Origin of the sequence: Gemmobacter lutimaris (genome assembly GCF_003570715.1) — a bacterium.
In the GTDB taxonomy this organism is placed as follows: Bacteria; Pseudomonadota; Alphaproteobacteria; order Rhodobacterales; family Rhodobacteraceae; genus Gemmobacter; species Gemmobacter lutimaris.
This window is the reverse complement of record NZ_QXXQ01000004.1, coordinates 182,010-200,377: the sequence shown is the minus strand read 5'-3', so window position 1 is coordinate 200,377 and position 18,368 is coordinate 182,010. Positions and strand designations below refer to the sequence as shown.

14 protein-coding genes are annotated in these 18,368 nt (G+C 65.0%); 1 reads left to right on the top strand and 13 read right to left on the bottom strand.

The window, feature by feature from the left end; genetic code table 11:
* Positions 1 to 102: 102 nt before the first annotated feature.
* From D2N39_RS09310 to xdhA, 13 genes are all read right to left on the bottom strand, one after another.
* Complete coding sequence (locus D2N39_RS09310) at positions 103 to 906, bottom strand: GH25 family lysozyme (protein WP_119134509.1); 804 nt, start codon at positions 904 to 906, stop codon at positions 103 to 105.
* Between the two features lie 71 nt (positions 907 to 977).
* Positions 978 to 1,499: an EF-hand domain-containing protein gene (locus D2N39_RS09305; protein ID WP_158589797.1), complete on the bottom strand. Its 522-nt coding sequence runs from the start codon at positions 1,497 to 1,499 to the stop codon at positions 978 to 980.
* Positions 1,500 to 1,557: 58 nt separating this feature from the next.
* Positions 1,558 to 1,893: a carboxymuconolactone decarboxylase family protein gene (locus tag D2N39_RS09300; RefSeq protein WP_119134507.1), complete on the bottom strand. Its 336-nt coding sequence runs from the start codon at positions 1,891 to 1,893 to the stop codon at positions 1,558 to 1,560.
* A gap of 63 nt (positions 1,894 to 1,956) precedes the next feature.
* On the bottom strand, positions 1,957 to 2,583 hold the full coding sequence (locus tag D2N39_RS09295) for a DUF938 domain-containing protein (RefSeq protein WP_119134506.1): 627 nt from the start codon (positions 2,581 to 2,583) through the stop codon (positions 1,957 to 1,959).
* Complete coding sequence (locus D2N39_RS09290; protein ID WP_119134505.1) at positions 2,580 to 3,656, bottom strand: NAD(P)/FAD-dependent oxidoreductase; 1,077 nt, start codon at positions 3,654 to 3,656, stop codon at positions 2,580 to 2,582. The genes D2N39_RS09295 and D2N39_RS09290 overlap by 4 nt, the downstream gene beginning before the upstream one ends.
* 59 nt (positions 3,657 to 3,715) lie before the next feature.
* Positions 3,716 to 4,999: an NAD(P)/FAD-dependent oxidoreductase gene (locus D2N39_RS09285; protein WP_119134504.1), complete on the bottom strand. Its 1,284-nt coding sequence runs from the start codon at positions 4,997 to 4,999 to the stop codon at positions 3,716 to 3,718.
* 144 nt (positions 5,000 to 5,143) lie between these two features.
* Positions 5,144 to 6,229, bottom strand: coding sequence for a BMP family ABC transporter substrate-binding protein (locus D2N39_RS09280; protein ID WP_119134685.1), 1,086 nt, complete (start codon positions 6,227 to 6,229; stop codon positions 5,144 to 5,146).
* 52 nt (positions 6,230 to 6,281) lie between these two features.
* The gene (locus D2N39_RS09275) at positions 6,282 to 7,211 is read right to left on the bottom strand and encodes an ABC transporter permease (RefSeq protein WP_119134503.1); all 930 of its coding nucleotides are present in this window, start codon (positions 7,209 to 7,211) and stop codon (positions 6,282 to 6,284) included.
* Positions 7,211 to 8,293 (bottom strand): ABC transporter permease, encoded by a 1,083-nt coding sequence (locus D2N39_RS09270; protein ID WP_119134502.1) that lies wholly within the window; start codon positions 8,291 to 8,293, stop codon positions 7,211 to 7,213. The genes D2N39_RS09275 and D2N39_RS09270 overlap by 1 nt, the downstream gene beginning before the upstream one ends.
* A 72-nt stretch (positions 8,294 to 8,365) precedes the next feature.
* Positions 8,366 to 9,907, bottom strand: a complete 1,542-nt coding sequence (locus D2N39_RS09265) for an ABC transporter ATP-binding protein (protein ID WP_119134501.1) — start codon at positions 9,905 to 9,907, stop codon at positions 8,366 to 8,368.
* Positions 9,904 to 10,842 (bottom strand): xanthine dehydrogenase accessory protein XdhC, encoded by a 939-nt coding sequence (gene xdhC, locus D2N39_RS09260; protein ID WP_119134500.1) that lies wholly within the window; start codon positions 10,840 to 10,842, stop codon positions 9,904 to 9,906. Before xdhC ends, D2N39_RS09265 begins: the two co-directional genes overlap by 4 nt.
* Positions 10,835 to 13,255, bottom strand: coding sequence for a xanthine dehydrogenase molybdopterin binding subunit (xdhB, locus tag D2N39_RS09255; protein ID WP_119134499.1), 2,421 nt, complete (start codon positions 13,253 to 13,255; stop codon positions 10,835 to 10,837). Before xdhB ends, xdhC begins: the two co-directional genes overlap by 8 nt.
* Complete coding sequence (xdhA, locus tag D2N39_RS09250; RefSeq protein ID WP_119134498.1) at positions 13,252 to 14,646, bottom strand: xanthine dehydrogenase small subunit; 1,395 nt, start codon at positions 14,644 to 14,646, stop codon at positions 13,252 to 13,254. The genes xdhB and xdhA overlap by 4 nt, the downstream gene beginning before the upstream one ends.
* Positions 14,647 to 14,857: 211 nt before the next feature.
* Here xdhA and dnaE point away from each other — a divergent pair, with 211 nt between their 5' ends.
* Positions 14,858 to 18,364 carry a DNA polymerase III subunit alpha gene (dnaE, locus tag D2N39_RS09245; protein WP_119134497.1) on the top strand — a complete coding sequence of 1,169 codons (3,507 nt, stop codon included), beginning with the start codon at positions 14,858 to 14,860 and terminating at the stop codon, positions 18,362 to 18,364.
* Positions 18,365 to 18,368 lie beyond the last annotated feature (4 nt).

The window sequence follows — 18,368 nt, the reverse complement described above, 5'->3', positions numbered from 1 at the left end:
CCCGCGGGATCGTCAGCCGCGCATGAGTATTTATGCAATGAGCAATATGGCTTTGCTTCTTGCCCAAATACTCACGGCACGACAGTCGATCCGGGCGCCCCGTCAGGGTTGGGCGCGTTTGGCCAGCCAGTCGGCCCAGGCCGCTTCGCCCCCGGCGAAGACGTTGATGTCCACCGCGCCCGCGATGCCCGGCACCTGCCCCGTAGAGGTATACTGCCAGAAAGCCCAGTGCTGCCCCGGATAGCGGTCGGACGGGTGTGCCGCGACCGAGCGAAGCCAGAAATCCACGCCCTTCAGCTTCCACAGTTGATTGTCTTCGTAGAAATCGACGGTAGTGTAGAAGATCGGCGCGGTGCGGTAATGCTGGGTGAACATCCGGGTCAGCACCTCGGCATCGGCGCGGATCTCGCTGGCCGGGCGCCGAATGGTGCAGGTCGGGCTGGTTGGCGTCCATTCCATGTCGATCACCGGCGGCAGGTCGCCCGAGCGGCGCGGCACATGGCGGAAAAACCAGCGCGCCTGTTCCTCTGGCGCGCGGCAGTGGTAGAAGAAATGATAGGCGCCGCGCCGCACGCCCGCACGGGCAGCACCGCGCCAGTGGCTGTCGAACATCTCGTCCACTCGGTCGCCGCCTTCCGTGGCTTTGATGAAGGCGAAATTGACCCCGTTGGCGCGGGCAGTGGGCCAGTCGATGCTGGTCTGGAATCGCGCGGCGTCTATGCCGTGAACACTGTGTCGCCGGATCGCGGCGGCAAGCTCGGGATGCGGCTGCGAATCGCCAAAATTCGGCCGGGTCACCTGTTCTGGTGGCACGGGCACTGCGGCGCGTTCCTGTCTGCCTCCGCCCCCGCCACAGGCCGCAAGAACCGAAAGGCTGGCAAGCAACAGGAACGCAGGCAGACGCATTGAAACCTCGGCGAAAACAATCTGCCCGCATCGTTGCCGAAGCGGGCAGGAATGTCACGGCGGAATCAGGATCAGCGGGCGAAATCCGCCGCCGAGACCACGCCATCGGCGTTACGGTCCAGATTGGTGAAAAGCGTGTCGGTCGCAGCCACGAATTCCGCCTCGGTTACCACGCCATTGCCATCGGCATCATTGAAGGCGGGGCTCATCGCCTCGTGCATCGCCTGACCAGGGCCGTTCATGCCTTTGCCCTGACCCTGACCCTGACCCTGACCCTGACCCTGACCCTGACCCTGACCCTGACCCTGACCCTTGGCAGGCCGCATTTCTGACTTCATGTCCATCTCGGCCTGCATGTGATCGGCGACCAGCGCCCATTCATCAGGGTTCAGCGTGCCGTCCTCATCGCTGTCGAACATATAGAACACTTCGCCACGTTTGCTGCGCGCTTCTTCCAGCGTCACCTTGCCGTCCGCATCGGCGTCCCATTGTTCCAGAAAATGAACTGCCTGACCGTCGCCTTGAGCCAGCACCGGCGAGGAAACGGCCACAAGGGCCGGAACGAGGGCGGAAAGAAGATAGAGTGCGCGCATGGCAAACCTCCGTTGTGTGAACATATTCATATACGTTCACAAAATGATATTCCGTCGCTCACTGCGAAAGTTCATCCCAGCAGGCCAGCGCATGTGCCGCATACATGACTGCCGGGCCACCGCCCATCTGGATCGACATGGCCATGACATCGGCCAGTTCCTCGCGTGTGCCGCCCGCCTTCATCAACGCCTCGACGTGGAAATTGATGCAGGGCTCGCAGCGTTGCGAAATGGCGATGCCGATGGCAATATATTCCTTCTCCTTCACGCCGAGCGGGCCCTGGTCCTTGGCTGCCTTGGACAGTTGCGCGAAGCCCTGCATCGTTTCGGGGATGGCCTTGTTCATCACGCGCAATTCGCCGCGCATGCTGTCGATCTTTGCCTTGTAACTCATGTCGTGCTCCTGACTTTCTGTCAGGGCCATGCCATGTCAGCCAAGTCCGCGCCTTGACACATATCAAACTGTGAATGTGACAAGCGCCAGATTGTTGGCAGGCATTTCATGCAGTTGCAGATCGTGACCATGAAGGCGCAACTGTCCGGCGACCCAGTGCACATCCTTGTAACCAATGGCCGGATCTTGCGCGCGAAGCGAGGCATGGAAGGCCTCGTCACCGGAACTGGTGGTCTGGCCATCGCGCAGGAAGGGGCCATAGATCACGAGGCGCGGCGCCACGGCGGCGAGGCCGGCCAGCACGGCTGCGGCCTGTGTATCGGTGATCAGGTGCAACAGGTTCACCACTAGCGCCGCGTCGAAACAGCCAAGCCCCGCCTGCCAACCGGGTCGTCCGGCATCCAGCACGCGCGGCGGCGCGATGCGGTCCTGCCCGGCCGACCAGGCGCGGATCGAGGTCAGGTTGTCCGGGTTCAGATCAGTGGGCTGCCAGTGCCAGCCGGGCAAGCCGTCGCTGAAGGCGCGGGCGTGCTGGCCGGTGCCGGAGGCAAGTTCCAGCATCCGCCCCTCGGGCGGCAGCACCTCATGCAGCAGCGCAAGAATCGGCGCCGCGTTGCGCACGGCCGAAGGCGCGTGTCGGCGCCCCTCGGCATCGGTTTCGGCACCGCTGTCGGGCAGGCGCAGGCTCATGCGAAGCGGGCGGGCGAAAGGCGCGCGGTCAGATCGGTCCCGACATCCGGTGCGGTGCCACCCAGCAATGCCGCCACCAGCCGCGCAGCGGCAGGCGAGGTCTGGAAGCCGTAACCACCCTGCCCCGCCAGCCAGAAGAAGGCGGGTTCCACCGGGTCCGGCCCGATCACCGGCACCCGGTCGGGCGAGAAGGTGCGCAGGCCCGCCCAGTTGGCCAGCGGCCGGGTCACGGGTTCGGTCACCATTTCCTCATACCGGGCCAGCCCTTCGGCCAGCACCATGTCATCGGCCCAGGCATCCTGCGGTGTCAGCGGGTCTTCCTCGGCCGGCGAAATGATCAGTGCCCCGGCATCAGGCTTGGCATACCAGCTTTCGCCACAGCCAAAGAGCATCGGCCAGCGTGCGACATCATGCCCGGCAGGCGCGGCAATCCGCGCCATGGACCGGCGCAGCGGCGTGAAGGCGGGGCCAGCGACCCCGGCCATGCCCGCAATCTGCCCGACCCAGGCCCCGGCGGCATTGATCAGGACACGGGCGGATACCTCTGCCATCGGTGTCGTCACATGCCAAAGCCCGCCCCCGCGCCGGATCGCGCTGACAGGGCTGGAGGTGCGCAGGCCGCCACCACCCGCTTTCAGGCGCCGGATATGGCCCTGAATCAACAGATCGGTGTCGATGTCCCAGGCGTGGCTCGCGGTGCCCGCAAAGGCCACGGTCGCGGGGTTGAGGATCGGAACGATGGATCGCGCGGCCTCCACCCCGATGTCCTCAAGCTGGAAGCCCGCCAGATCGCGGTCGAAAGCGGCGCGCTGATCCGCCTTCGCCAGAATCATCAGCCCGCGTTCCGAAAGGATGCCCGGCAGCGCACGGAAGGCCGCTTCCGACGCCAGCGACAACTCCACCACCGGCGGCAGGCCATAGCGCGGCTCATAAAGTGCTGCGGACCGACCGGAGGCGTGATGCGCGGGATGCGCCTCGCGTTCCAGCACCAGAACCGAGCCAAGCCCCACCAGTTCGGCGGCGGCGGAAAGGCCGGCAATCCCGGCCCCGATGATCAGGAAATCATATGTCATGGGGGCGCAGAGTAACCGCCCGCGCAGCAAAGGAAAGGGGGCTTGAAGCCCCCTTTCGATCAGCCTTTCTGCGGCGCCTTCAGCTTGTCGATGCCCAGCATCTTCATCGCGGCCTTCTCGTAATACGGCTCCGAGGTGCCCTTGCGCAGCTTGCGCATGAAGTATTTCTCGAAGCCGATCTTGGCCAGATGCACCCATTTGCCACTGGAGGACCAGTTCACGTTGCGCGGCGGGATCTGCGGTTGTGCCACGAAGGCAATACCGCTGTCGCCAAAATCCGCCAGACAGACCGCGTTCCATGTGCCGACCTGATCGGGTTCCTTCCCGCGCACCAGATTGCCGATGTTATGCGCGGTCGCGGTCACCATGCTTTCGATCATGAAGCCGGTCTTGGGCACGCCGCAGGGCACCGGCGTCGGCGCCATCGGCGGGATGGCGACACAGACGCCCACGGCAAAGACATTGGGGTATTTCGGGTTGCGCTGATGCTTGTCCACGATGGTGAAACCACGCGGATTGCTGAGGCCCTCGATCCCCGAAACCGCCGGGATGCCGCGGAAGGCAGGCAGCATCATGGCAAAGCCGAAGGGCATTTCCTTCTCGGCCTTCACGCTGCCATCGTCGGCGATTTCCTCGACGATCATCTTGCCGTCCTCGACCTTCTTCACCCGCGAGGAGGTCATCCATTTGACGTGCTTGCCACGCATCTCGGATTCCAGCAGGCCCTTGGTGTCGCCCACCCCGTCCAGCCCCAGATGCCCGACATAGGGTTCCGAGGTGATGAAGGTCATCGGCACCTGATCGCGGATCTTGCGGCGGCGCAGTTCGGTTTCAAGGATGAACAGGAATTCGTAGGCCGGGCCAAAGCAGCTTGCGCCCTGCGCCGCGCCGACGATGATCGGGGCGGGGTTCTTGCAGAATTCCTCGAACCGTTCGCGCGCCGCGAGGGCGTGATCGACGTGACAGACCGATTGGGTATGGTCTTCGGGGCCAAAACCCTCGATCTCGTCGAAGGCCAGTTCCGGGCCGGTGGCGATGACCAGATAGTCATAGCTGACCGAGCTACCGTCGATCAGTTCAACACGGTTTTCCTGCGGATGCACCTTCTGGGCCGCGACGGGTTTGAAGGCGATGCCCTTCTTCGCCATGGTCGGGGCGAGGTCGATGGTGATGTCCTCGCGTTCGCGCCAGCCGACTGCGATCCACGGGTTCGAGGGCACGAAATGGTAGGTCGGCTCCTTGGTGATCACGGTCACGGTATCTTCCGGCCGGATCTGGTCTTTCAGCTCGTAGGCCATGATGGCCCCGCCAAGCCCGGCACCCAGAACGACGATATGAGCCATGCTTGACTTCCTCCCGAATTGCATGCTGGCGCATACAACATATAATCATATATGAATTTGACAAATGAAAAATGCAGAACACCAAGCAAAAGGCCCGCCAGAACGGCGGGCCTTTCCGGGTCGTTTCGTCGCAGGGTGCCCCGATTACTTCGGAATGTCGCCCTTGATGCCTTCCACATAGAAGCCCATGCCCAGCAGATCGCCGTCCGGCGCGGTCTGGCCTTCGGCCAGCCAGGCCGAACCGTCCTGCTTGTTGATCGGGCCGGTGAAGGGGTGATAGGTGCCCGCCGCGATGTCGTCGCGGATCTTTTCGGCCTCGGCCTTCACCTCGGCCGGGATCGCATCGGTGATTTCGCCGATCAGCACTTCACCGCCCGAGATGCCTTCCCAGGCATCGGCCTGTTCATAGCTGCCATCCATCAGCGCACCGACGCGCTTCACATAATACGGACCCCAGTTGTCGATGATCGACGAGACGCGCGGGCTGGGCTTGTATTCCGCCATGTCCGACGCCTGACCGAAACCGATGACCTTGCCGCCCGCCTTGGCAGCCTCGGCCAGCGGGGCGGTGGAATCGGTATGGCTGGCAATCACGTCCACGCCCTGTTCGATCATCGCCTTGGCGGCATCGGCCTCTTTCGCCGGGTCGAACCAGGTAAAGGCCCAGACCACCGTCAGTTCGACATCCGGGTTCACCTTCTTGGCATGCAGGTAATAGCTGTTGATGCCCATGATCACTTCGGGGATCGGGAACGAGCCGATATAGCCGATCTTGTTGGTCTTGGTCATACGGCCGGCGATGGTGCCCTGCACGGCGCGACCTTCATAGAAACGCGCGTTATAGGTCGAGACATTGGGCGATTCCCGCTTGAAGCCAGTGGCATGTTCAAACTTCACGTTCGGGAATTTCTTCGCCACCGCATTCGTCGGGTCCATGTAACCGAACGAGGTGGTGAAGATGATGTCGCAGCCGCCCAAGGCCATCTGGGTCAGCACCCGTTCGGCATCCGCGCCTTCCGGCACGTTTTCCTGCCATGCAATCTCGACCTTGTCGCCAAAGGCTTTCTGCACGTCCAGCGCACCCTGATGGTGCTGGTAGGTCCAACCGCCATCGCCGATCGGGCCGACATAGACGAAGCAGGCCTTGGTCTTGTCTTGGGCGGAGGCCGCGCCGCCGAAGGCCAGCGAAAGGCCCAGCGCCGCCGTGGCAAGAAGATGTCTGCGGTTCATTCGGTTGCTCCCTGTAGCATCGGGCATTGCGCCCGGGTTGATCGTGGCCGGCTCAGCGCGCGGCATGGAAATTCTGGCCAAGGCTCGCCGGCGCGTTCAGCGCCGCCCGGCCCCGGCCCGAGGACATGATGACCAGCACGAGAATGGTTATCAGATAAGGCGACATCGACAAGTATTCGACCGGAATGCCTGAACCCGCCGCCTGAAGGTTGAGTTGCAAGACCGTGATGCCGCCGAACAACCAGGCTCCCAGCAACACGCGCCACGGACGCCAGCTTGCGAAAACCACGATGGCCAGCGCAATCCAGCCCGCGCCTGCGGTGATGCCGTCCGTCCATTGCGGCACGCGCACAAGGCTGACATAGGCGCCGCCCAGACCGGCCATGGCGCCGCCGAACAGGATGGCCAGCACCCGGATGCGCCGCACCTTGTAGCCCAGCGCGTGCGCCGCCTCATGGCTTTCGCCCACCGCGCGCAGGATCAGCCCGCCGCGTGCATGGCGCAGGAAAGCCCAGACCGCAGCGACGGCCAGAACCGACAGATAGACCAGCGGGTCGTGGCCGAAGATCACTTTGCCGAAGAACGGAATGTCGGCCAGCGGACCGAAGGGCACAACCCCGGTATGGGGCGGCTTGATCCCCACATAGCCCTGCCCCAAGAGCGACGACAGCCCCAGCCCGAACAGCGTCAGCGCAAGGCCCGAGGCCACCTGATTGGCCTGCATCACCTGCGTCAGCAGCGCAAACAGCAGGCTCAGCCCCGCGCCGCCCGCCGCACCGCCCAGAAAACCCAGCGCCGGGCTGCCGGTGACGACGGCGGTGATGAAGCCGCAGACCGCGCCCATGATCATCATCCCCTCGACACCGAGGTTCAGAACGCCCGCCTTCTCCACCACCAGTTCACCGATCGCCGCCAGCAGAATCGGCACGGAGGCCACCATCAACGAAGCGATCAGCAGGGCCGGATCAATACCTCCGAACATCAGCGCACCTCCTTGCGGGCGGGAACGATACGGAAATTGGTCAAGAGGTCACAGGCCAGCAGGAAGAACAGCAACATCCCCTGAAACGCCTGAATGGCCGCCGAGGGCAGGCCCAGATTGGTCGAGGCCATCTCGCCGCCGATATAGGTCAGCGCCATCAACAGCCCCGCGAACAGGATCCCCACCGGGTTCAGCCGGCCAAGGAAGGCCACGATGATCGCGGTGAAGCCGTAGTTCGAATTGAAGTCGATGCTGATCTGCCCGGCCGGGCCGGTGACCTCGAACATGCCCGCAAGACCGGCCAGCGCCCCGGCTATGCCCAGACACATGACGACAAGACGGTTCGGGCTGACACCCGCAAAACGCGCGGCACGCGGGGCCTGCCCGGCCAGCTTGATCTGGAAGCCAAGGATATGACGCTGCAACAACACATAGGCCGCAACAACGGCCCCCAGCGCCGCGACCCCGCCCCAGTGCAGACCAGTGCCCGCAAGCAGTTCCGGGTTGGCCGCAGCCGGATAGCTGCTGAAATTGCGGCTGCCAGGGAAGCCCGCACCATCGGGGTTACGCAGAAAGCCGGTGGAAGCCATGGCCAGCACGGTTTCCGCCACATAGACCAGCATCAGCGAGACAAGGATCTCGTTGGTATTGAACCTTGTCTTCAGGATGGCCGGAATCATCGCCCAGACCCAGCCGCCAAAGGCCCCCGCCAGCACCATCACCGGGAAAATCAGCCGACTTTCGGTCGGATAGGCCGCAAGCCCCACCGCCGCGCCGCAGATCGCGCCCATGATATACTGGCCTTCGGCGCCGATGTTCCAGATCCCGGCCCGGAACCCGAGGCTCAGCCCCACCGCAATCAGGATCAGCGGCCCCGCCTTCACCAGAAGCTGCCCGCGCAAATACCAGGCGAATTCGCCGAACAGCGGATCCCAGAAGATCGTGCGGATCGCCTCGAACGGGTTCTTGCCCAAAGCCGCGAACATCAGGCTGCCCGCCACCATGGTCAGCGCCACCGCCAGAACCGGCGTGGCCCGCCCCCAGAACACAGAAGGCGTCGGCCGCTTCTCCAGCTTCAGCATGCGCCGCCCTCCACGCCCGCGCAAATTCCTTCGAAGGAATTTGCAATTTTCTTGCAAGAAAATTGCCCGCTCTCAGCCCGCATGATGCGCCACCTCCATCCCGTGCGCGCCGCCCATCATCAGGCCGATCTCGTCGATGGTCAGGCCCTGCACCGGGCGCGGCTTCGTCAGCCGCCCCTCGTTCAGAGCCGCGAAACTGTCTGCGATTTCCAGCAGTTCATCCAGATCCTGACTGATCACCACCACCGCCGCGCCGCCTGCGGCACAATCAAGGATCGCCTGCCGGATCGCCGCCGCCGCCGCCGCATCCACCCCCCAGGTGGGCTGGTTGATCACAATGACCTCGGGGCTTTGCAGCAACTCCCGCCCGACGACGAACTTTTGCAGGTTCCCGCCCGACAGCGCCCGCGCCGCGACATGGGTGCCGGGGGTGCGCACATCGAAGCTTTCGATGATCTTTTCGGCGAAAGCCTCGGTCCCGCGCCAGTCGATGAAACCGCGTGCCGTCAGCCCCTGCCGCACCGCGCCCGACAACAGCGCATTTTCCGTCAGCGTCATGTTGGGCGCCGCCGCATGGCCCAGCCGTTCCTCGGGGGCGGAAACCAGCCCCGCCCGACGCCGGTCCGTCGGTCCAAGATCCCCGACCGACTTGCCATGAATGCGCACCCGGTCCGGTGCCACCCGCAATTCGCCGTTCAGCGCCAGCAGCAATTCGTCCTGCCCGTTGCCTGCAACCCCGGCGATGCCCAGCACCTCGCCCCGCGCCACGGTGAAGCTGATCGCTTTCAGGCTGGTGCCGAAAGGGATGGGCGAGGCGACCGACAAGTCGCTGACGCCCAGCGCCACTTCGCCCTTTTCCGTCGCGCGCCGTTCCGGCGGGGTCAGTGTCGTGCCCACCATCATCTCGGCCATTTCGCGCGCCGTGCTGTCGCGCGGGATGCAGGCGCCCACCACCTTGCCCCGCCGCAGCACCGTCGCCCGGTCGCAAAGCGTTCGGATTTCCTCAAGCTTGTGCGAGATATAAAGGATCGAGGTGCCCTCGGACCGCAATTGCCGCAGGGTCTGGAACAGGATCTCAACCTCCTGCGGCGTCAGCACGCTGGTCGGCTCATCCATGATCAGCAGCTTCGGCGATTGCAGCAGGCAGCGGATGATCTCGACGCGCTGCCGCTCACCCGCCGAAAGGTCGCCCACCATGCGCGACGGGTCGAGCGGCAGGCCATATTCCTCGCTGACCGCGCGAATGCGCGCGGCCAACTCCCGCATCGGCGGCGGAGTTTCCATGCCCAGCGCCACATTTTCCGCCACGTTCAGCGCCTCGAACAGCGAAAAATGCTGGAATACCATGGCAATGCCCGAGGATCGTGCCGCACTGGGCTGCGAGGGCGCAAACGGCGCCCCGCGCCAGATCATCCGCCCCGCATCCGGCTTCACCAGCCCGTAGATCATCTTGACCAGCGTGGATTTCCCCGCGCCATTCTCTCCCAGAAGCGCATGGACCTCGCCTTGGGCGATGGCGAAGCTCACATCGCTGTTGGCGACAACACCGGGATAGGCCTTGGTCACGCCCTCGATGCGCAGCAGATCGCCCGCGCCGGTTTCAGCTGCCGTCATCCCGCCATCCCCCTGCGCTTTCCCTGTTCCCCGGCGCCTTTCAGCAGCGCGCTTGCCATGCCTATTGCTATGGCTTGCGGATGCTTGCCAAGGCTCTTGTCGCCTATCGGACAGGCAATCCGTTGAATTTCCGTATGCGAATGCCCCAGATCGTGCAGCCGTGCCCGGAATCGCGCCGCTTTCGTCGCTGATCCGATCACGCCGAGCGAAGCGAAACCATGCGCCAGAATGCGGTGACACAGTTCCAGATCCAGCGCATGCGAATAAGTCAGCACCAGATGCGCCGCGTCGCGCGGGGCATGGGTGACAAGCAGCGCAGGATCGGCCACAGGCACTGCGGTCACCCTTTCGGAGATCATGGACGGAAAACGCTCGGGCGCGGTATCGACCCAGGTGATCGCCAGATCGGGCAGCGGCGCCAGAACCGACACCAGTGCCCTCCCGACATGCCCGGCGCCCCATATCCACAGCGGCCGTGCAGCAACCGCCACCGGCTCGACAAACCAGCCCTGCACCAGTTGCGGCGCGGGTTTCACCCCGCTGCCACGCTGCGCCGCCAGCAGCCGCTTCACCGCCAGCGGCATCGCCGTTTCCGCCATAACCGGGCGAACAAAGACACCCTCGGGCAAGGCCTCGCTCTGCGTGAAGCGCTCGAACAAAAGCGCCACCGCGCCGCCGCAGCACTGGCCGATGGCAGGCCCCAGCGGCCAGCGGCCGAAGCGCCGCGCTTCCTCCCCCGCCAGCATGTTCATGGCAATGCCGGTCGCCAGATGTTCCAGCGCGCCGCCGCCAATGGTGCCCGCCTGCCCGCCGTGCCAGACCAGCATCGCGGCGCCAATCTCGCGCGGGCTGGAGCCCTTCACCTCGGCGATGACCACCCGCACCACAGTTCCCTGCACGGCCAGAGCCGCCTGAAGCGCCGCGCGGTCAAACATCGCTCACCTGCCGCCGCACCGCCGCCAGCACCCGCTCTGCCGTGGCGGGCGCATCAAGCGCCGGATAAGCGGACCCGTCGCCACAGGCCGCCACCGCATCCGACAGCGCCATCAAGGCCGAAATCCCCAGCATGAAGGGCGGCTCGCCCACCGCCTTGGAGCGGCCCACCGTCTCCTCCCGGTTGGGGCGGTTCCACAGCGCCACGTTGAAGACCGGCGGGCGATCCGAACAGGCCGGGATCTTGTAGGTGGAGGGCGCATGCGTCATCAGCCGCCCCTTGCCGTCCCAAACCAGTTCCTCGGTGGTCAACCAGCCCGCGCCCTGCACATAGGCGCCTTCCACCTGGCCGATATCAATCGCCGGGTTCAGGCTGGCGCCGGTGTCATGCAGGATGTCAGCGCGCAGGATGCGGTTCTCGCCGGTCAGCGTGTCGATCACCACCTCGGTCACCGCCGCGCCATAGGCAAAATAAAGGAACGGCCGCCCCTGCCCCTTCACCCGGTCCCATTGCAGCTTGGGTGTGGCATAGAAGCCGGTCGCCGATAGCGAGACGCGCGCCTGATAGGCCCATGCCGCCACCTGCGCGAAGGGGAAAGCCTCCCCCGCCACCCGCACCATGCCGCCCTCGAACCGCACCTGCGCAGGCTCGACCCCGAACTTCCCGGCCATGAACGCCGCCATCCGGTCGCGGATCGTCAGACAGGCCGCCTGCGCCGCCATGCCGTTCATGTCGCTGCCCGAAGACGCCGCCGTGGCCGAGGTATTGGGCACTTTCGCCGTATCCGTCGCGGTGATCTTCACCGCCGCCACATCGACGCCGAACACACTCGCCGCCACCTGCGCGACCTTGAGGAACAGGCCCTGCCCCATCTCGGTGCCGCCATGGTTCAGCCGGATGGAACCGTCCTGATACACATGCACCAGGGCGCCCGCCTGATTGAGCCAGGTCAGCGTGAACGAAATCCCGAACTTCACCGGCGTCAACGCGATGCCCCGCTTCAAGACCCGCGAGCCTTCATTCCACCGCGCAATCTCCGCCCGCCGCGCGACGTAATCCGAACTCCGCTCCAGATCGTCCAACAGTGCGCGCAGACAGAAATCCTCGACCGGCATCCCGTAAGGCGTCGTCTGCACCAGCGTCTTCGGCGAATGCGCCCCGCCATAGCGATGCCCCGTTCCCGGCGCCTCCGCCCGAAACGCCCCCGCCGTCATTTTCTGTCCGGAAATATCCTCGGGGGGGCGCGGGGGGGCAGACGGCCCCCCCGTCTCCATCTCCGCATAGAAATTCCGCCGCCGCACCGCGACCGGGTCCAGCTTCAGCGCATGGGCGACGTGATCCACCACCCGCTCGATCCCGACCACGCCCTGCGGCCCGCCAAACCCGCGATAGGCGGTGTTCGACTGGGTATTGGTGCGCAGCCGGTGGCTTTCGATGCGGATATTCTCCAGATAATAGGCATTATCCGCATGCAGCATGGCGCGGTCGGCGACCGGAAGGCTCAGATCCTGGCTCCAGCCGCAGCGGAACAGATGGGTGAACTCCACCCCCAAAATCCGCCCGGTCGCATCGAACCCCGCGCGATAGCCGATCTTCAGATCATGGCGCTTGCCGGTGATGACCATGTCGTCGTCGCGGTCATAGCGCATCTTGCAGGGTCGCCCCGTGGCGCGCGCCGCCATGGCGCAGGCAATGGCCAGATGATTGCCCTGGCTTTCCTTGCCGCCGAAACCGCCGCCCATGCGGCGCACCTCGACTCGCACCGCGCTCATCGGCAGATGCAGGGCATGGGCGACCTTGTGCTGGATCTCGGTCGGGTGCTGGGTGGAGGCATAGACGACCATATCGCCGCCCTCTTGCGGCAGGGCGGCCGCGACCTGACCTTCCAGATAGAAATGCTCCTGCCCGCCGACCTCGAACTGCCCTTCCACCACCTGCGGCGCCCTGGCGATCGCCGCCGCCGCATCGCCGCGCGCCCAGACCACCGGGCCGGCCTCGAACCGGCTGTTCGCCGCCAGCGCGGCCTCGACCGTCAGCAGCGCCGGGCGTTCGTCATAGCCGATCTTGCCCAGCCGCGCGGCCTTGCGCGCCGCCAGATGGCTTTCGGCCACCACAAGGAACACCGGCTGGCCGACATAATGCACCTCGCCCGTGGCCAACAGCGGCTCGTCCCCCAGCGAGGGCGAGCAATCCGGCATCTCGGGCCAGTCCCCGGCGGAAAACACCGCCACCACACCCGGCGCGGCGCGCACCGCCGCGAGGTCCATCGCGGTGATCGCGCCATGGGCGCAGGTCGACAGGCCAAAGGCCAGATGCAGCGCATCCGCCGGCAGCGGGATGTCATCGGTATAGCGCGCGGCCCCGGTCACATGCAGGGCGGCGGCGTCATGCGGAAGCAGTTTGCCGATGCTCATGCCCGCACCTCCAGCACCGAGACCGGGGTGCCCGCGAGGTCGAGCATATAGCGATCCAGCATGTTGCGCGCGGCCTCCAGCCGATAGTCGGCGCTGGCACGCATATCGCTGAGCGGCACGAAATCCGCCGCGAAAGCGGCGCGCGCGGGTGCGCGCGCGGCGGGCCAGCTTTGGCCCGTGAGCGCCGCCTCCACCGCATGCGCCCGTTTCGGAATCCCGGCCATGCCGCCAAAGGCGATGCGCGCCGAGGTGATGGTGCCGTTTTCCACCGTCAGGTTGAAACAGCCAAGCACCGCCGAAATATCCTGATCGAAGCGTTTCGACAGCTTGTAGCAGCGCAGCCCCGGCGCGGTGGCGGGAAGGGTGATGGCCTCCACGAACTCGCTGGGCTGGCGGTCCTGCTTGCGGTAGTCGAGGAAGAAATCCTCCAGCGCCATCTCGCGCCGTGCAGCCCCCTTGCGCAGATGCAGCCGCGCCCCCAGAGCGATCAGCGCGGGCGGGCCATCGCCGATGGGCGAGCCATTGGCGATGTTGCCACCGATGGTCGCGGCGTTCCGCACCTGTTCGGAGGCATAACGGGTCAGCATGGCGGCGAAATGCGGATGCGGGCCGGCCATGGCGGCGCGCAGGTCGGTCAGGGTGACACCGGCGCCGATGCGGATTGCATCGCCCTGCGGCGCGATGCGCTGCATTTCAGGGATGCCGTTCAGGAAGGCGACCTGAGGCAGGTCGCGCAGCTGCTTGGTCACCCAGAGGCCGACATCGGTGGCGCCGGCGACCAGTGTGGCCTCGGGGTGGGTTTCATACCAGTCCGCCAGTTCATCGGTCGTCACGGGGCGGAAGGCGCCGGGGGCTGTCTGCCCCCGGACCCCCGAGGATATTTGTGCCAAGATGAAAGCACGGTCGTCTTCCAGCCAGGCGGGAAGTGGCTGGCCTTCGGCGGCCTCGGCGGCGCGGATGATCGGGGCGTAGCCGGTGCAGCGGCAGAGGTTGCCGGCCAGCACCACGTCATGATCCTTGCGGCCCTGCGCATGGGCGGCGGCCATCGAGGCGATGAAGCCCGGCGTGCAGAAGCCGCACTGGCTGCCGTGGTGATCGACCATGGCCTGTTGCACGGGGTGGAGCGTGCCGTCGGCGGCGGCAATCGCCTCGACCGTGCGCACCGCCTTGCCGTGCAGTTGCGGCAGGAACAGGATGCAGGCGTTCAGCGCGCGTGGCCCGTGTTCATCGGTCACGATCACCGTGCAGGCGCCGCAATCGCCCTCGTTACAGCCTTCCTTGGTGCCGGTCAGGCCCCGATCCTCGCGCAGGTATTGCAACAGGGTGCGCGTCGGGCTGGTTTCACCCAGGCGCACCGGCGTTCCGTTCAGCAGAAACGCTACTCCGGTCATCGGTCGTCCCGCCGCGTTACCCCCTTGGCCCGGTTATTCCCCTCCGATGCGGCGTAAGAGGGGCAGCCTTGTTCTGGTTCCTTATAGATGACCCCAAGGGCCCGTCGTCTGGCAAGCATTACTTTTTTGTGTTTTCCGAAAGCAGTTGCAAGAAATGCCGAAGAATGTGGCACCCTTTCCGGCCGGACGCCGACAGGCTAGGCTATCGGGCATGAGCGATCCAGTCCGATTCATCCATCTGCGTGTCCATACCGAATATTCGCTGCTGGAAGGCGCGGTGCCGGTGAAAAAGCTTGTGGGGCTTTGTGCCGCGCAGAACATGCCTGCGGTAGCGGTGACCGACAGCAATGCCATGTTCGCGGCGCTGGAGTTTTCGACCATCGCGAGCGGCGCCGGGGTGCAACCTATCGTCGGCTGTCAGGTCAGCCTTGCCTATGAGACGCCCGCGCCGGGGGAAAAGCCGAAGGCGCCCGCCCCTGTCGTGCTGCTGGCGCAGGACGAGACGGGATACGGCAATCTGATGAAGCTGAACTCCTGCCTTTACCTCGATCAGGGCGGGCAGTTGCCGCAGGTGACGCTCGCGGATCTGGAGGCGCATGCAGAGGGGCTGATCTGTCTGACCGGCGGCGCCGAGGGGCCTTTGGGCAAGATCCTGCAAACCGGCAACCGGGGCCGGGCCGAGGCTTTGGCGGACCGGCTGGCCGCGATCTATCCGGGGCGGCTCTATGTCGAATTGCAGCGCCACCCCGGCGAAGGCGGGCGGCTGATGGCGGCCGAAGCTGCGACCGAGCGCGGCTTTGTCGAGATCGCCTATGATCAGGGCCTGCCGCTGGTCGCCACCAATGACGTCTATTTCCCCAAATCCGAGATGTATGAGGCGCATGACGCGCTGATCTGCATTGCGGAAGGCGCCTATGTCGATCAGGCAGAGCCGCGCCGGCGGCTGACTCCGCAGCATTACTTCAAGTCCGAAGCCGAGATGTGCGCCCTGTTCGCCGATCTGCCCGAGGCTTTGGAGAACACGGTCGAAATCGCAAAGCGCTGCGCTTTCAAGGCCGCAAAGCGCGCGCCGATCCTGCCACGCTTCGCCGATGACGAGGTGGAGGAACTGCGCCGTCAGGCCTGGGCCGGGCTGAAGGCGCGGCTTGAGGTGATCCCCCATGCCGCGCCGGTCGAGGAATACGAGGCGCGCCTGCAATTCGAGCTCGACATTATCGAGCGGATGAAGTTTCCGGGCTATTTCCTCATCGTGGCCGATTTCATCAAATGGGCCAAGGCGCATGCCATCCCGGTCGGTCCGGGGCGGGGGTCGGGTGCAGGCTCTCTGGTGGCCTATGCGCTGACCATCACCGACCTTGACCCGCTGCGTTATGCGCTGCTGTTCGAACGCTTCCTGAACCCGGAACGGGTGTCGATGCCCGACTTCGACATCGACTTCTGCATGGATCGCCGCGAAGAGGTGATCCGCTATGTGCAGGAACGCTATGGCCGCGACAAGGTGGGGCAGATCATCACTTTCGGCGCGCTTCTTTCCAAGGCCGCCGTGCGCGATGTGGGCCGTGTCTTGCAGATGCCTTACGGGCAGGTGGACCGGCTGTCGAAGATGATCCCGGTCGAGGGGGTGAAGCCGGTCAGCATCCAGAAGGCGCTGGCGGACGAGCCGCGCCTGCGCGAGGCGGCCAAGGCCGAGGAGGTGGTGAAGCGCCTGCTGGATTACGGCATGCAGATCGAGGGCTTGCTGCGCAACGCCTCCACTCACGCCGCCGGTGTGGTGATCGGCGACCGGCCGCTGGATGCGCTGGTGCCGCTGTATCAGGACCCGCGGTCCGATATGCCTGCCACCCAGTTCAACATGAAATGGGTGGAAGCCGCCGGTCTGGTGAAGTTCGACTTTCTGGGTCTGAAGACGCTGACGGTGATCCAGAACGCCATCGACCTGATCCTTGGCACCGGGCGCCAGTTGCACGAGGCACCGGACGGCACCCGGCTTTACGAGCCGAAGCCGGGGGCCGAGAATGACATCGGCCATATCCCGCTGGATGACAAGGCGACCTACGACCTCTATTCACAGGCCAAGACGGTTGCGGTGTTTCAGGTTGAAAGCTCGGGCATGATGGATGCGCTGCGGCGGATGAAACCGACCTGCATCGAGGACATCGTCGCGCTGGTCGCGCTCTATCGCCCCGGCCCGATGGAAAACATCCCGGTCTATTGCGAGGTGAAGCATGGCTTGCGCCCGCTGGAAAGCCTGCATCCGACCATCGACCCGATCCTCGCCGAAACCCAGGGCATCATCGTTTATCAGGAACAGGTGATGCAGATCGCGCAGGTCATGGCGGGCTACAGCCTCGGCGGCGCCGACCTTCTGCGCCGCGCCATGGGCAAGAAAATCGCCGAGGAGATGGCCAAGGAGCGCCCGAAATTCATCGAAGGCGCCAAGGCCACCCACAACATCGACGCGAAGAAAGCCGGTGAGGTCTTTGACCTTCTGGAGAAATTCGCCAACTACGGCTTCAACAAATCCCACGCCGCCGCCTATGCGGTGGTCAGCTATCAGACGGGCTGGCTGAAGGCCAACCACCCGGTCGAATTCATGGCCGGGGTGATGAACTGCGATATTCATCTGACCGACAAGCTGGCCGTCTACAAACGCGAGCTGGACAAGCTGTCGATCCCGGTGGTGCCGCCCTGCGTGAACCGCAGCCTTGCCACCTTCAGCGTGAACGGCGGCAAGGTGGTCTATGCGCTGGGCGCGCTGAAGAATGTGGGCGTCGATGCGATGGGCCTGATCGTCGCGGCGCGGCGCGGTGCGAACGGCACTGACAAGCCCTTTGCCACGCTGTTCGATTTCGCGCGCCGCGTCGACCTGAAGCGTGTGGGCAAACGCCCGCTGGAGATGATGGCGCGGGCAGGCTGTTTCGACATGCTGGACCCGAACCGCGCGCGGGTGTTCGACGGGCTGGACGGGCTGGTCGCCTATTCGGCGGCGATCCACGAGGCCAAGACCTCGGCCCAGGTATCTCTGTTCGGTGAATCGGGCTCGGACATCCCCGAACCGCGCATGGCCAACCGCAACGACTGGCTGCCGGTCGAGCGGCTGGCGCAGGAACATCAGGCCATCGGCTTCTACCTGTCCGGTCACCCGCTGGACGATTACATGGGTCCGCTGAAGCGCAAGAAAGTGTTGACGCTGGCCGAACTGACGCTGGCTTGCGAGAACGGTCCGGTGGCTGCCAAGATCGCCGGTTCCGTTTCCTCGAAACAGGAGCGCAAATCGGCCAAGGGCAACCGTTTCGCCTTTGTGCAACTGTCTGATCCGACCGGGCTTTACGAGGTCACGGTGTTTTCCGACACGCTGGAACAATGCCGCCATCATCTGGAACCCGGCATGAATGTCGTCCTGACGGTCGAGGCCAATCTGGAAGGCGACACGCTGAAACTGCTGGCGCGCTCGGCCCAGCCGATCGACAGCGTGGCGGCCGAAGCGGGCGGCACCAACCTGCGCATCCATCTCGACCGGGCCGAGGCCGTCGCCTCGGTCGCGGCGCTGTTCGCGCGGGTGGAGGCCGGACGGTCCAAGGGACAGATCACCCTGACGGTGGCCGATGACGCGGGGCGCGAGATTGATCTGACGTTGCCGCAGCTTTATCCGGTCTCGCCGCAAATCAAAGGGGCGATCAAGGCGATGCAGGGCGTTGTAATGGTGGAAGAGGTCTGACAGG

What these genes read in the sequence shown, in the direction of transcription:
- xdhC (WP_119134500.1), bottom strand. Translation starts at nt 10,842, where the DNA reads ATGTTTGACCGCGCGGCGCTTCAGGCGGCTCTGGCCGTGCAGGGAACT.
- D2N39_RS09310 (WP_119134509.1), bottom strand. Translation starts at nt 906, where the DNA reads ATGCGTCTGCCTGCGTTCCTGTTGCTTGCCAGCCTTTCGGTTCTTGCG.
- D2N39_RS09270 (WP_119134502.1), bottom strand. Translation starts at nt 8,293, where the DNA reads ATGCTGAAGCTGGAGAAGCGGCCGACGCCTTCTGTGTTCTGGGGGCGG.
- xdhB (WP_119134499.1), bottom strand. Translation starts at nt 13,255, where the DNA reads ATGAGCATCGGCAAACTGCTTCCGCATGACGCCGCCGCCCTGCATGTG.
- D2N39_RS09300 (WP_119134507.1), bottom strand. Translation starts at nt 1,893, where the DNA reads ATGAGTTACAAGGCAAAGATCGACAGCATGCGCGGCGAATTGCGCGTG.
- D2N39_RS09275 (WP_119134503.1), bottom strand. Translation starts at nt 7,211, where the DNA reads ATGTTCGGAGGTATTGATCCGGCCCTGCTGATCGCTTCGTTGATGGTG.
- dnaE (WP_119134497.1), top strand. Translation starts at nt 14,858, where the DNA reads ATGAGCGATCCAGTCCGATTCATCCATCTGCGTGTCCATACCGAATAT.
- D2N39_RS09285 (WP_119134504.1), bottom strand. Translation starts at nt 4,999, where the DNA reads ATGGCTCATATCGTCGTTCTGGGTGCCGGGCTTGGCGGGGCCATCATG.
- D2N39_RS09305 (WP_158589797.1), bottom strand. Translation starts at nt 1,499, where the DNA reads ATGCGCGCACTCTATCTTCTTTCCGCCCTCGTTCCGGCCCTTGTGGCC.
- D2N39_RS09265 (WP_119134501.1), bottom strand. Translation starts at nt 9,907, where the DNA reads ATGACGGCAGCTGAAACCGGCGCGGGCGATCTGCTGCGCATCGAGGGC.
- xdhA (WP_119134498.1), bottom strand. Translation starts at nt 14,646, where the DNA reads ATGACCGGAGTAGCGTTTCTGCTGAACGGAACGCCGGTGCGCCTGGGT.
- D2N39_RS09290 (WP_119134505.1), bottom strand. Translation starts at nt 3,656, where the DNA reads ATGACATATGATTTCCTGATCATCGGGGCCGGGATTGCCGGCCTTTCC.
- D2N39_RS09295 (WP_119134506.1), bottom strand. Translation starts at nt 2,583, where the DNA reads ATGAGCCTGCGCCTGCCCGACAGCGGTGCCGAAACCGATGCCGAGGGG.
- D2N39_RS09280 (WP_119134685.1), bottom strand. Translation starts at nt 6,229, where the DNA reads ATGAACCGCAGACATCTTCTTGCCACGGCGGCGCTGGGCCTTTCGCTG.